14 protein-coding genes are annotated in these 13,477 nt (G+C 57.4%); 8 read left to right on the top strand and 6 right to left on the bottom strand.

Annotated features, from left to right (window positions below):
* Window positions 1–19: 19 nt before the first annotated feature.
* The 3 genes from uvrD to corA all read left to right on the top strand — a co-directional run bounded on the left by uvrD (window position 20) and on the right by corA (window position 3,487).
* Window positions 20–2,182, top strand: coding sequence for a DNA helicase II (uvrD, locus tag ACG0Z5_RS15640; RefSeq protein WP_394448912.1), 2,163 nt, complete (start codon window positions 20–22; stop codon window positions 2,180–2,182).
* A 148-nt stretch (window positions 2,183–2,330) separates the two neighbouring features.
* A complete protein-coding gene (gene ysgD / locus ACG0Z5_RS15635) occupies window positions 2,331–2,387 on the top strand; it encodes a YsgD/CorL family protein (RefSeq protein ID WP_366509402.1) in 57 nt (18 codons plus the stop codon).
* A gap of 149 nt (window positions 2,388–2,536) precedes the next feature.
* Window positions 2,537–3,487 (top strand): magnesium/cobalt transporter CorA, encoded by a 951-nt coding sequence (corA, locus tag ACG0Z5_RS15630; protein WP_319629676.1) that lies wholly within the window; start codon window positions 2,537–2,539, stop codon window positions 3,485–3,487.
* Here corA and ACG0Z5_RS15625 read toward each other — a convergent pair.
* The 4 genes from ACG0Z5_RS15625 to yigI form a co-directional block, all read right to left on the bottom strand.
* Window positions 3,465–4,199, bottom strand: a complete 735-nt coding sequence (locus tag ACG0Z5_RS15625) for a phosphate/phosphite/phosphonate ABC transporter substrate-binding protein (RefSeq protein ID WP_394448908.1) — start codon at window positions 4,197–4,199, stop codon at window positions 3,465–3,467. The two genes, corA and ACG0Z5_RS15625, sit on opposite strands and share 23 nt — an antisense overlap.
* On the bottom strand, window positions 4,189–4,986 hold the full coding sequence (locus ACG0Z5_RS15620; RefSeq protein WP_394448905.1) for a fatty acid desaturase: 798 nt from the start codon (window positions 4,984–4,986) through the stop codon (window positions 4,189–4,191). The genes ACG0Z5_RS15625 and ACG0Z5_RS15620 overlap by 11 nt, the downstream gene beginning before the upstream one ends.
* 110 nt (window positions 4,987–5,096) lie before the next feature.
* On the bottom strand, window positions 5,097–5,990 hold the full coding sequence (gene rarD / locus ACG0Z5_RS15615; RefSeq protein WP_394448902.1) for an EamA family transporter RarD: 894 nt from the start codon (window positions 5,988–5,990) through the stop codon (window positions 5,097–5,099).
* A gap of 50 nt (window positions 5,991–6,040) precedes the next feature.
* A complete protein-coding gene (yigI, locus tag ACG0Z5_RS15610; protein ID WP_125353410.1) occupies window positions 6,041–6,508 on the bottom strand; it encodes an acyl-CoA thioesterase YigI in 468 nt (155 codons plus the stop codon).
* Window positions 6,509–6,663: 155 nt separating this feature from the next.
* Between yigI and pldA the strand changes: the two genes are divergently transcribed.
* From pldA to rhtC, 3 genes are all read left to right on the top strand, one after another.
* Window positions 6,664–7,533: a phospholipase A gene (gene pldA / locus ACG0Z5_RS15605; protein WP_394448898.1), complete on the top strand. Its 870-nt coding sequence runs from the start codon at window positions 6,664–6,666 to the stop codon at window positions 7,531–7,533.
* 65 nt (window positions 7,534–7,598) lie between these two features.
* The gene (gene recQ, locus ACG0Z5_RS15600; protein ID WP_394449009.1) at window positions 7,599–9,425 is read left to right on the top strand and encodes an ATP-dependent DNA helicase RecQ; all 1,827 of its coding nucleotides are present in this window, start codon (window positions 7,599–7,601) and stop codon (window positions 9,423–9,425) included.
* A gap of 68 nt (window positions 9,426–9,493) precedes the next feature.
* A complete protein-coding gene (gene rhtC / locus ACG0Z5_RS15595) occupies window positions 9,494–10,114 on the top strand; it encodes a threonine export protein RhtC (protein WP_394448895.1) in 621 nt (206 codons plus the stop codon).
* Here rhtC and rhtB read toward each other — a convergent pair whose 3' ends face one another.
* Complete coding sequence (gene rhtB, locus ACG0Z5_RS15590) at window positions 10,115–10,735, bottom strand: homoserine/homoserine lactone efflux protein (RefSeq protein WP_394448893.1); 621 nt, start codon at window positions 10,733–10,735, stop codon at window positions 10,115–10,117.
* Between the two features lie 110 nt (window positions 10,736–10,845).
* On the opposite strand from rhtB, the gene pldB reads away from it, so the two are divergent.
* The gene (gene pldB, locus ACG0Z5_RS15585; protein ID WP_394448891.1) at window positions 10,846–11,838 is read left to right on the top strand and encodes a lysophospholipase L2; all 993 of its coding nucleotides are present in this window, start codon (window positions 10,846–10,848) and stop codon (window positions 11,836–11,838) included.
* 40 nt (window positions 11,839–11,878) lie between these two features.
* Window positions 11,879–12,685, top strand: a complete 807-nt coding sequence (yigL, locus tag ACG0Z5_RS15580) for a sugar/pyridoxal phosphate phosphatase YigL (RefSeq protein WP_394448889.1) — start codon at window positions 11,879–11,881, stop codon at window positions 12,683–12,685.
* On the opposite strand, the gene ACG0Z5_RS15575 is transcribed toward yigL, so the two are convergent.
* Window positions 12,672–13,472, bottom strand: coding sequence for an EAL domain-containing protein (locus ACG0Z5_RS15575; protein ID WP_394448884.1), 801 nt, complete (start codon window positions 13,470–13,472; stop codon window positions 12,672–12,674). The genes yigL and ACG0Z5_RS15575 overlap by 14 nt on opposite strands.
* Between the last annotated feature and the right edge of the window lie 5 nt (window positions 13,473–13,477).

Genomic DNA, 13,477 nt, shown 5'->3' with positions numbered 1-13,477 from the left:
TTTCTACGTGGCGGTGCCAATGGACGTTTCTTACCTGCTCGACAGCCTCAATGACAAACAGCGTGAAGCCGTGGCGGCATCGCGTACCAACATGCTGGTGCTGGCGGGAGCGGGAAGTGGTAAGACGCGTGTGCTGGTACACCGTATCGCGTGGCTGATGAGCGTGGAACACTGCTCGCCTTATTCCATCATGGCGGTGACGTTTACCAACAAAGCGGCGGCGGAAATGCGCCACCGTATCGGCCAACTGATGGGCACCACCCAGGGCGGAATGTGGGTCGGGACCTTCCACGGGCTGGCGCACCGTTTGCTGCGCGCCCACCATCTGGACGCCAATCTGCCGCAGGATTTCCAGATCCTCGACAGCGAAGATCAGCTGCGTCTGCTCAAGCGCTTGATCAAGGCGATGAACCTCGACGAGAAGCAATGGCCGGCGCGGCAGGCAATGTGGTACATCAACGGCCAGAAAGATGAAGGGATACGTCCGCATCACATTCAAAGCTACGGCAACCCGGTGGAGCAGACCTGGCAGAAGGTGTATCAGGCCTATCAGGAAGCCTGCGACCGTGCGGGGCTAGTGGATTTCGCCGAACTGCTGCTGCGTGCCCACGAGCTGTGGCTCAACAAGCCGCACATTCTTCAGCACTATCGCGAGCGTTTCACCAATATCCTGGTCGACGAGTTCCAGGATACCAACAACATTCAGTACGCGTGGATCCGCCTGCTGGCGGGCGACAGTGGCAAAGTGATGATCGTTGGCGATGATGACCAGTCGATTTACGGCTGGCGTGGGGCGCAGGTGGAAAACATCCAGCGCTTCCTGAAGGATTTCCCCGGGGCTGAAACCATCCGTCTGGAGCAGAACTACCGCTCGACTAACAATATTTTGAGTGCCGCCAACGCCCTGATTGAAAACAACAACGGGCGACTGGGTAAAAAGCTGTGGACCGACGGGGTCGACGGTGAACCGATCTCCCTGTACTGCGCCTTCAACGAGCTGGACGAAGCGCGCTTTGTGGTTAACCGGATCAAAACCTGGCAGGACAACGGCGGACAGCTTGAGCAGTGCGCCATTCTCTATCGCAGCAACGCCCAGTCGCGTGTGCTGGAAGAGGCGTTGTTGCAGGTCAGTATGCCGTACCGCATTTATGGCGGGATGCGCTTCTTCGAACGTCAGGAAATCAAAGACGCGCTCTCCTATCTGCGCCTGATTGCCAACCGCAACGACGATGCGGCGTTCGAACGCGTGGTGAACACCCCGACGCGTGGCATTGGTGATCGTACTCTCGACGTGGTGCGCCAGGCCTCCCGCGACCGTCAGTTAACGCTGTGGCAGGCCTGCCGTGAACTGCTGAAAGACAAAGCGCTGGCCGGGCGTGCTGCCAGCGCCTTACAGCGCTTTATGGAACTCATCGACGCCCTGGCACAGGAAACGTCGGACATGCCGCTGCACGTCCAGACCGACCGGGTAATTAAAGATTCTGGCCTGTTCATGATGTATGAGCAGGAGAAAGGCGAAAAGGGCCAGACGCGTATCGAAAACTTAGAGGAACTGGTGACGGCGACGCGCCAGTTCAGCTACAACGACGAAGAAGAAGATTTAATGCCGCTGCAGGCATTCCTGTCCCACGCCGCACTGGAAGCGGGCGAAGGGCAGGCGGATACCTGGCAGGATGCAGTCCAGCTGATGACCCTGCACTCGGCGAAAGGCCTGGAGTTCCCGCAGGTGTTTATCGTCGGCATGGAAGAGGGAATGTTCCCGAGCCAGATGTCGCTCGATGAGGGCGGTCGACTGGAAGAAGAGCGTCGACTGGCCTACGTCGGTGTCACCCGCGCGATGCAAAAGCTGACCCTGACCTACGCCGAAACGCGCCGTTTGTACGGCAAAGAAGTCTATCATCGTCCGTCCCGCTTCGTCGGTGAGCTGCCGGAAGCCTGCGTGGAAGAAGTGCGTCTGCGCGCCACCGTGAGCCGCCCGGTCAGCCATCAGCGGATGGGCACGCCGATGGCGGAAAACGACACCGGCTATAAGCTTGGCCAGCGCGTGCGTCACCCAAAATTTGGCGAAGGCACCATCGTCAATCTGGAAGGCAGCGGCGAACACAGCCGGTTGCAGGTGGCATTCCAGGGGCAAGGGATCAAATGGCTGGTGGCCGCATATGCGCGCCTCGAAAACGTGTAACATTAAGAAATACATCATATTTTCTTAACGTTCTGCTAGTCTTATAAGTCAGAGAGGGTGAAAAGCTCTCTGGCGCTTCGCTGTTTGTTGACGCTTCATTTAGGCTGGCGTAACATGCGCGCACGAATACGCTAAGAGGACTGATACCTTGGACACACCCAGTAGATGCTGGCTCAACTTCCTGCAATCCAGGAACAACTCCTAAGGCTATCACCCGACGCTGATGGCCTTAGAGGTTGTCAGCGACATGCGCTATTCCCGTCGCTCTGAGTCAGGCTTAATGGTCTGAAACCCCCGATGTTTCTGTGTGCCCACCGTACTGTCCGATAATTTTTTGCATTGGGAGTCCCGGTCATGCTGAGCGCATTTCAACTAGAAAACAATCGCTTAACGCGACTCGAGTCTGATGATATCAAGCATCTGGCCAGTTCAGTCTGGGTAGATTTGGTTGAGCCAGACGATGAAGAACGTCATCGCGTACAGACAGAACTGGGCCAGAACCTGGCGACACGACCAGAGCTGGAAGACATCGAGGCGTCAGCCCGTTTCTTCGAAGACGAAGACGGCCTGCACATCCACTCCTTCTTCTTCTTCGAAGATGCCGATGACCACGCGGGGAACTCCACCGTGGCGTTCACCATCCGCGAAGGGCGTCTGTTCACCCTGCGCGAGCGCGAACTGCCAGCGTTCCGCCTGTACCGTATGCGTGCCCGTAACCAGGAGCTGGTCGACGGCAACGCGTTTGAGCTGTTGCTCGATCTGTTCGAAACCAAAATCGAACAGCTGGCGGATGAAATCGAAAACATCTACAGCGATCTGGAAAAGCTGAGCCGCGTGATCATGGAAGGCCATCAGGGCGACGAATACGACGAAGCGCTGTCGACCCTGGCGGAGCTGGAAGATATCGGCTGGAAGGTCCGTTTGTGTCTGATGGATACCCAGCGCGCGCTGAACTTCCTGGTGCGCAAGGCACGGTTGCCAGCAGTTCAGCTTGAGCAAGCGCGGGAGATCCTGCGAGATATCGAATCCCTGCTGCCGCATAACGAATCCCTGTTCCAGAAGGTAAACTTCCTGATGCAGGCGGCGATGGGCTTTATCAACATCGAGCAGAACCGCATCATCAAGATCTTCTCGGTGGTATCGGTGGTGTTCCTGCCGCCGACGCTGGTGGCCTCGAGCTATGGGATGAACTTTGAGTTTATGCCCGAGCTGCACTGGAGTTTCGGTTATCCGGGGGCGATTATCTTCATGATCCTCGCAGGGCTCGCGCCGTACCTCTACTTCAAGCGTAAGAACTGGCTTTAAGTATCACGTCATAATCACGGCGGCTGGCCGGACTGAAGCCGCCGATCAGCAACGGCTCTGCAATCTCTGCCTCATTGGCAATCTCCGTTAATGCCTCGCGCAATGCGTTCAGCGTCTGCGTCGAGGTGTGGCGCGAGGCGATCAGCGGCAGACCCGGGGTTAACGCCGTTTCACCCATCACGGTGAGGCCCGTCAGCGCCTGCGGTTCATAACGCGCCAACAGCGCCAGGCTTACGCAGTCGATGGCGGCGATATCCGCCGCGCCGCGTTGCAACGCACTCAGCGACTGGCTGTGGCTGCCGGTCCATACAATCGAACGGAAAAAGGCATCGTCGTGTCCGACGCTATTGCGCAGGGCGTGATAGCCCGACTGCGAGTCTTTCGAATTGCAGGTCGCGACCTGCCCGCGAAAATCGCGCACTGTTTTGCCCGCCTCGGCCTGACGGACGACCAGCAGGCTGCGATAGTTTATGCCTTCGCAGCCTGGCGCGGTGTAGTGGAAACAGCCGACCACCTGCACATCGGGCAACAGCGTCACCAGCGGGTAGCCACAGGTCTGGCTCAGCAGTAAATCGTCACGCTGCCAGTGTGCGAGCAGATCCGTCGGGCGCTGAAACCGGGCGTCAGGAAAACGACGCTGTATCGCCGCCGCCAGCGCATCGGTGCCCGCCGGATGAACGTCATACATCGGAAACGCGAAATTAACGGCCATGCTGTGGCTCCTCTGAACCTCCTGGATGCACGGTCACATCCACCGGGCGAAAACGGTAGTTGCGCCACCATTCCCGATAACCTTTCACCACAAACCCCTGATTGCGCTGGGCGTAACGTTCTTTATCGCGCAGCCAGACTTTGCGCAGGCCGTACCACGGCACGCCCGGCAGGTCGTGATGTACCGAATGATAGTTCAGATTGAGGAACAACAGCCGCCATGGCAGTGAGGTTTCGGTGATGGCGGAGCGAGCCAGCGGATCGTCGGCGGCCCGATGTTCAAGGAATGAGCGGATTTTAGTGATCGCCAGCGCCGGATAACTCACCGCCAGCAGATACCATACTGGCGAAAAACCATTGTGCTGTAGCCAGGCGAACACCAGCCCCAGCAAGCTGAAATGCACCAGCCACATCGCCATCGCCCGACGTTCTGCCTGGCGAAACGACGCCACCATCCCCACAAGCACGCCACCGATATCCAGCCCCGGGGCCAGCAGCAGGCCGAACAGCTGGTTAACCCGAGGCCAGCGCGTCGGGTGTCCGTGTATAAGCTCGTGCTGGAGTGATAAATACCAGGTGGTGAACAGGATCAGCAGCGCCGTTGAGGCGAAAAGCCCCAGTTCGGCGTTGAACGCCAGGGTGACAAACCAGCCGCTGTAGACCGTGAGCATCAACAGCCAGGTGGGGAGTTCACTGCGCCATAGCCAGCTTCTGGCGAGCAGGCGCACCGCGCTGCGCTGCTCATCGTGCAGCCAGGCAGAACGTCGGGCGGGATCAGGTATCAGCATCCGGCTTCACATCTCAAGGGGGATTATCCGCTGAAGATGTGAGAAGCCGGTTGAAATAACAAAGAATTTAACTGGATGAGCTTTGCCGCTTTCCGGCAAAGCCTGAGGTGTCAGCGTTTTGGCGTACGACGCAGGGTGTACAGCGCATCGAAAACAAATACCGCCAGCGCCACCCAAATAAAGGCGAAGGTGACCATTTTATCCGCACCCGGGGTTTCACCGTAAAAGACCACCGCGAGGATAAACATCAGCGTCGGGCCAATGTACTGGAAGAAGCCCAGGGTCGACAGGCGCAGTTTGGTGGCCGCCCCGGTGAAGCACAGCAGCGGAATGGTGGTGACCACGCCGGCGGCCATCAGCAGCAGGTTCAGCGACCACGGATTTTGCCCCATATGGCTGGTGGCGCTGTCGGCAATGCCGAACAGATAAATCGCCGCCACGGGCAGCAACCACAGGGTTTCAACCAGCATCCCGGTCTGCGCATCGACGGCAATTTTCTTGCGCACCAGGCCATAGAACGCAAAGCTGAACGCCAGCCCAAGGGCGATAATCGGCAGTGAGCCAAAGGTCCAGAGCTGAACCAGTACGCCACAGGTGGCGAGGAATACCGCGACCCACTGCATTCTGCGGAATCGCTCCCCGAGGAAAAGCATCCCCAGCACAATATTCACCAGCGGGTTAATGAAGTAGCCGAGGCTCGCTTCCAGCATGTGCTGGTTATTCACCGCCCAGATAAACAGCAGCCAGTTGCCGCCAATCAGCACCGCCGACAGCGCCAGCAGGAAAATCTTCTTCGGCGTCTGGCACAGTCGCTTGATGCCGTCCCACTGACGGCTGACGGTAATCAGCGCCACCATAAAGAAGAACGACCAGATGATGCGGTGCGTCAGAATTTCATCGGCGGGAACGTAGTGGATAACTTTGAAGTACGCCGGTGCTACGCCCCAAATAAAATAAGCGGCAAGAGCGAGAAACACGCCCTGCCGCGTTTGTTTAGCATCCATGGGAAAATCCGTTACTGATAAGTAAAGGGATGTTACCCGATTTTACCGATTCAACCCACCATATAAGTGGCGGTTGCACTGGCGATATAAACCTGCTCTTCGTTGTGCAATTCCACGCGCGCCACGGCGACTTTATTGCCCGCGCGCAGCAGGCTGCTGGTGGCGGTGAAGCGGTTGCCACGCCCCGGACGCAGGTAGTCTACGCGCAAATCAATGGTGCCCATCCGCGATAAACGCTGGCGCAATTCATCTTCGTTAATGGTGTCGTGTCGGGTAAGGGTGCTGCCGACGCACACCAGGCCTGCGGCAACGTCCAGCGCCGAGGCGATCACCCCGCCGTGAAGAATACTCTGCGCCCAGTTGCCGACCATCATCGGCTGGTTGTTAAAACTCAGCTGGGCAAAGGATTTTTCGTAACGTTCCAGCTCCAGACCCAGCGCGCGGTTAAACGGCATGTGATAGACAAAGATATCGCCAACCAGCTTTAGCGCGGCTTCGGCGGTCAATTCTGCGGACATAGCACCTGTTCCATTGGTTAATGAATTGTTGATTTTATGCCTATGATTTGTTGATTTCTACTTTCGGAAACGATAACCGCGCAAGAAGTGGATAAGTATGTAAAATGACCTCCGATTCATAATTCAAAAATAAATTTCATCAGGAGAATTTCGCAATGCGAACCAGGCTGGGTTGGTTACTGGCAGTAGCAGGGCTGCCGCTTTCCGTATCTGCGCAGGAAGCGACAATAAAAGATGTCCATGATACGCCCGCCGTGCGTGGCAGCATCATTGCTAACATGCTGCAAGAACATGACAATCCGTTCACGCTTTACCCGTATGAGAGCAATTACGTTATTTACACCGCGACCAGCGACATGAACAAAGAAGCCATTAAGAGCTACAACTGGTCGGATAATGCGCGTAAGGACGAGGTGAAATTCCAGCTGAGTTTAGCCTTCCCGCTGTGGCGTGGCATTTTGGGTAATAACTCGGTGCTGGGTGCGTCGTATACCCAGAAATCCTGGTGGCAGCTGTCTAACACCGAAGAGTCGGCCCCGTTCCGCGAAACCAACTACGAGCCACAGGTATTCCTCGGCTTTGCCACCGATTATGAGTTTGCTGGCTGGACGCTGCGCGACGTCGAATTTGGCTATAACCATGACTCTAACGGTCGTTCCGACCCAACATCCCGCAGCTGGAACCGCCTTTACACCCGCCTGATGGCGCAAAACGGCAACTGGCTGGTGGAAGTGAAACCATGGTATGTGATTGGTTCGACGGACGATAACCCGGACATCACCAAATACATGGGCTACTACCAGCTCAAAATTGGCTATCAGCTGGGTGACGCGATCCTGAGTGCCAAAGGCCAATACAACTGGAACACCGGTTACGGCGGGGCGGAACTCGGCCTGAGCTATCCGGTGACCAAACACGTGCGGCTCTACACTCAGGTGTACAGCGGTTACGGCGAGTCGCTGATCGATTACAACTTCAACCAGACGCGTGTCGGTGTCGGCGTAATGCTCAACGATCTGTTTTAAACGTTGCACTCTTGCTCTCAGGCGCTGAAAATAGCGCCTGTTTTTATTTCAGAATCGGGGTGAGCGTGGCGCAGGCGGAAGTGATAAATCAGGTGTCGCTGGCAAGGCAGGTTTTACAGGAAACCTTTGGCTACCAGCAGTTCCGCCCGGGTCAGGAAACCATTATCGACACCGTGCTCGAAGGGCGCGACTGTCTGGTAGTGATGCCGACCGGCGGCGGAAAATCCCTGTGTTATCAGGTTCCCGCACTGGTGCTCGAGGGCCTGACGGTCGTGGTCTCACCGCTGATTTCACTGATGAAAGACCAGGTCGATCAGCTGCTCGCCAACGGCGTGGCGGCGGGGTGTCTGAACTCCGCGCAGAGCCGGGAACAGCAGCAGGAAGTATTAGCGGGCTGTCGTAGCGGCACCATCCGCCTGCTGTATATCGCGCCCGAACGGTTGATGATGGATAACTTCATCGACCAAATCAGCCAGTGGCCGCTGTCGATGGTGGCGGTGGACGAGGCGCACTGTATTTCCCAGTGGGGGCACGATTTCCGCCCGGAATATGCCGCGCTTGGGCAACTGCGCCAGCGCCTGCCTACCGTCCCGTTTATTGCCCTGACGGCCACCGCCGATGACACCACCCGCAGTGATATTGTGCGTCTGCTGGGTCTCAACGATCCGTTTATCCAGATAAGCAGCTTTGACCGGCCTAACATCCGCTACATGCTGATGGAGAAGTTCAAGCCGCTCGATCAGCTGATGCGCTACGTGCAGGATCAGCGCGGCAAATCCGGCATTATCTACTGTAACAGCCGCGCCAAGGTGGAAGACACCGCCGCGCGTCTGCAAAGCAAAGGCATCAGCGCCGGGGCCTATCACGCCGGGCTGGAAAACAGCGTCCGGGCCGACGTGCAGGAACGCTTCCAGCGCGACGACCTGCAAATTGTGGTCGCCACCGTGGCCTTCGGGATGGGCATCAACAAGCCGAACGTGCGCTTCGTGGTGCATTTCGACATTCCGCGCAATATCGAATCCTACTATCAGGAAACCGGCCGCGCCGGGCGCGATGGCCTGCCAGCGGAAGCAATGCTGTTTTACGATCCGGCCGACATGGCGTGGCTGCGCAAATGCCTGGAAGAGAAGCCCGCCGGGCAGTTGCAGGACATCGAGCGTCATAAGCTCAACGCAATGAACGCCTTTGCCGAAGCGCAAACCTGCCGCCGTCTGGTGCTACTGAATTACTTTGGCGAAGGACGGCAGGAGCCGTGCGGCAACTGCGACGTGTGCCTTGACCCGCCGAAACAGTACGATGGCCTACAGGATGCGCAGATTGCGCTGTCGACCATTGGCCGGGTGAATCAGCGTTTCGGGATGGGCTATGTGGTAGAGGTGATCCGCGGGGCCAACAACCAGCGTATCCGCGAGCTGGGTCACGATAAGCTCAAGGTATACGGCATGGGCCGCGACAAAACCCATGAACACTGGGTGAGTGTGATCCGCCAGCTGATCCACCTCGGGTTGGTGACGCAGAATATCGCTCAGCATTCAGCGCTACAGATGACCGACCCGGCGCGTCCGGTGCTGCGTGGGGAAGTGCCGTTGCAGCTCGCGGTGCCGCGCGTACTGGCGCTTAAACCGCGTGTGGCGCAGAAATCCTACGGCGGTAACTACGACCGCAAGCTGTTTGCCAAACTGCGCAAGCTGCGTAAAGTCATCGCCGATGAAGAAAATATCCCGCCTTACGTCGTGTTTAACGATGCCACGCTGATCGAAATGGCCGAACAGATGCCGCTCACCCCAGGTGACATGTTGGGCGTAAACGGCGTCGGCACCCGCAAGCTGGAGCGGTTTGGCCGTGAGTTCATGGCACTGATCCGCAGCCATGTTGACGGCGAAGATGAGTAGTAGCCAGTCCTGCCCGAACGTGGCAGGATAGTGGTTCCCCGACTGATAATCCCGCGAGTGACTTTCTTATGTTGATGCTCTTTCTGACCGTCGCGCTCCTGCATATCGTTGCCCTGGTGACACCCGGCCCCGACTTCTTTTTCGTATCGCAAACTGCCGTTAGCCGTTCCCGCAAAGAAGCCATGATGGGCGTGTTGGGGATCACCGGTGGCGTCATGGTGTGGTCTGGAGTGGCGTTACTCGGCCTGAATCTGATCCTCGAAAAAATGGCATGGCTGCACAGCGTCATTATGGTCGGCGGCGGGTTGTATCTGTGCTGGATGGGTTATCAGATGCTGCGTGGCGCGTTGAAAAAGGACGCACCAACGGAGGAGGTTCCGGCCGTTGAGCTGGCACACGGTGGCCGCAGTTTCCTGAAAGGTCTGCTCACCAACCTGTCGAACCCGAAAGCCATTATTTACTTCGGCAGCGTGTTTTCGCTGTTCGTCGGGGATAACGTCGGCAGCGCCGAACGCTGGGGATTATTTGTGATGATCGCCGTGGAAACCTTCGCCTGGTTTACCGTGGTGGCGAGCCTGTTTGCTCTCCCGACCATGCGCCGGGGTTACCAGCGCATGGCGAAATGGATTGATGGCGTGGCCGGCACCCTGTTTGCCGGGTTCGGTATTCACCTGATCATCTCCCGCTAATCATGCATGGCGCGCTGACGCAAGCAGGGCGCCAACCAGCATAAACAGCGAGCCAAAAATCTTATTCAGGGCCTTCATCTGCCGAGGGCCTTTGATCCACCCCGCAATCCTCGTGGCCAGCGTCGCATAGCCAATCATCACAATGATATCCACCACGATGGTGGTCGCCCCGAGCACCACGTACTGCATCACCTGTGGCTGATGCGGCACGATGAACTGCGGAAACAGCGCGGCTAAAAAGACGATGCTCTTCGGGTTGGTCAGATTGACGAATACCGCGCGCTTAAACAGATGCCCGCGGGTCTGGGTTTTCGCCACCGCGTTCAGGTCGATAGCCCCTGCGGCGCGCCATTGCTGAATGCCGAGCCAGATAAGATACGCCGCACCCGCCCATTTCAGCACTTCAAACGCCAGCAGCGAGCGGGAAAATAGCGTTCCCAGGCCCACGCCCACCAGCACGATATGGATCCCCAGCCCGGTTTGCAGCCCGGCAATCGACGCCGCCGCGCCGCGATAGCCGTGGTTAATGGCGGTGGTCATGGTGTTGATGGCCCCGGAACCGGGGGAAAGGCTGAGAATAATGGACGTCAGCAGATACGCAAACCACCACTCAAAGGTCATGAGAAACTCCCTGGTTGTCTGTTTTTATGCCACAATACGCTATTGCGCACGCGTTGTAAGGCGCGCATTTCAAAATACTGTCTTCCGCGGTGAGCAGGGGTGAATAGCCGATGTTTCGGCAGAAAATGGACTGGGAAACAAGAGAAAACGCGTTTGCCGCATTCACGTTAGGGCCGTTAAGCAATTTCTGGCGACAGCGCGAAGAAGCAGAGTTCAGAGGCGTGGATAATGTTCCGGTACGCTTTGTCCGCTTTCGCGCCAAAAAACACGATCGCGTGATTGTGGTCTGTCCGGGTCGTATCGAAAGCTACGTGAAGTACGCGGAGTTGGCGTATGACCTGTTCTACAGCGGTTTCGACGTGTTAATTATCGATCACCGTGGCCAGGGCTTCTCCGGGCGGATGCTCGACGACAGCCATCGTGGGCACGTGGACAATTTCAGTGATTACGTCGATGACCTGACCGCCTTCTGGCAGCAGGAAGTCGCCCCGGGCCCGTGGCGCAAACGCTACATTCTCGGCCACTCGATGGGCGGGGCTATCGCCACGCTGTTTTTACAGCATCATCCGAATCAATGCGATGCGATGGCGCTTTGTGCGCCAATGTTCGGTATCATCATGCGGCTGCCCGACTGGATGGTGCGGCACATTCTCGATTTTGCTGAGGGCCATCAGCGGATCAGAGAACGTTACGCCATGGGCACCGGGCGCTGGCACGCGCTGCCGTTCAGTCTCAATATCCTGACCCACAGCCGGGAACGCTATCGGCGAAATCTGGGCTTTTATGCCGACAATCCTTATATTCGCGTCGGAGGGCCAACCTACCATTGGGTGCGGGAAGGGGTGTTGGCCGGGGAACAGATTCTGGCAGGCGTGGCGAATGATGACACGCCGACGCTGCTGATTCAGGCTGAAGAAGAACGGGTCGTGGATAACCGTATGCACGACCGGTATTGTGAACGCCGCGCTGCGGCGGGCAAGCCTTGTGAAGGCGGCCGTCCGCTGGTTATTCAGGGCGCTTTCCATGAGATCCTTTTCGAAAAGGACGATATGCGCTCAGTCGCGCTCCAGAACATCGTCGCGTTTTTTAACCGACATGATTAATCCGGCACCATGCCGAACTTACCAGAGGTTTAATCCGTTTATGTACCAGGTTGTTGCGTCTGATTTAGATGGTACGCTGCTCAATCCCGACCATCGTCTCTCCCCCTACACCAAAGAAACGCTGACCCTGCTGACCGGGAAAGGGGTGAACTTCGTGTTTGCCACGGGTCGCCACCATATCGACGTGGGACAAATCCGCGATGGTCTGGGCATCAAGGCCTTCATGATCACCTCCAACGGCGCGCGGGTGCACGACACCGACGGCAACCTGGTGTTTGCGCATAACCTCGATACCGATATTGCGTCTGACCTGTTCGGCGTGATGCATAACAACGCGAATATCGTCACCAACGTTTATCGCAACGACGAGTGGTTCATGAACCGCCATCGCCCGGAAGAGATGCGTTTCTTCAAGGAAGCGATTTTCAACTATGCGCTGTATGAGCCGGGCCTGCTTGAGCCGGAAGGCGTCAGCAAAGTGTTCTTCACCTCTCCAGACCACGAAGCACTGCTGCCGTTAGAACAGGCGATCAACGCGCGTTGGGGTGACAGGGTAAACGTGAGCTTCTCGACCCTGACCTGTCTGGAAGTGATGGCGGGCGGCGTGTCGAAAGGCCATGCCCTGGAAGCGGTCGCGAAGATGATGGGTTACGGTCTGGCAGACTGCATCGCCTTTGGCGACGGCATGAACGACGCCGAAATGCTCTCTATGGCGGGCAAAGGCTGCATCATGGAAAACGCGCATCAGCGCCTGAAAGATTTGCATCCTGAACTGGAAGTGATCGGCAGCAACACCGACGATGCCGTCCCGCACTACCTGCGCCGACTTTATCTCAATCAGTCATAACGCAGCCCGCGTCACACCAGTCAATAAAAGCCCTGCTCGGCAGGGCTTTACTGTATAACCACCCCTGCGCGTATTTCACCCCATGTGAGGCCAGCCACGTGGCCTGCGCCTGCGTTTCCACCCCTTCCGCCAGCGGCTCCAGCGACAGTGATTGTGCCAGGGCGATAATCTGCGGCAGCAGGCTCTTACCCGGCAGCGGGTCGATCAGCGTCTTATCAATTTTCAGCATGTCGAAGGTCAGCTCCTGAAGATAATTCAGGTTGGCGTAGCCGGTGCCAAAATCGTCCAGATAAATGGCGTGGCCTGCCTGGCGATAGCGTTCAATCATCGGAGCGATGGCCTGGGGATCGACCCGGCTGCTCTCGGTCATTTCGAGGCTGATTTGCTGCGGGCGAACGCCAACATGGCGGCACAGCTGCGCCACATGCGTCAGTAAATCCTCGGACTGAAAATCGTCAGGTTCGACGTTAATCGACACATACTGTTCGGGGTGCTGGCACAGCCAGGCACCGAGATCGCGAAAAACCTGCTCAACCACCCACATCGTCATGCTGCTCAAGAGCTGGGTTTCGCGGGCGAAGGGAATAAAACTGTCTGGCGGGAGCAGTTTGCCATCCGGCTGCGGCCAGCGGATCAGCGCTTCGGCCCCGGCCACCGCCCCGTTTGCCAGACACACGATTGGCTGATACCACATTTCCAGCTGTCGGGTGTGAATAGCATGCTTCAGCCGCGCCCGGGAGGCATTCAACTGTTGAAGGAAAGCGGGGATAAACGTGTCGTCGGTCACAGGGT

Source organism: Scandinavium sp. M-37, assembly GCF_043558715.1.
GTDB classification, from domain to species: Bacteria; Pseudomonadota; Gammaproteobacteria; order Enterobacterales; family Enterobacteriaceae; genus Scandinavium; species Scandinavium vulneris_A.
This window is presented reverse-complemented; position numbering and strand designations above follow the sequence as displayed.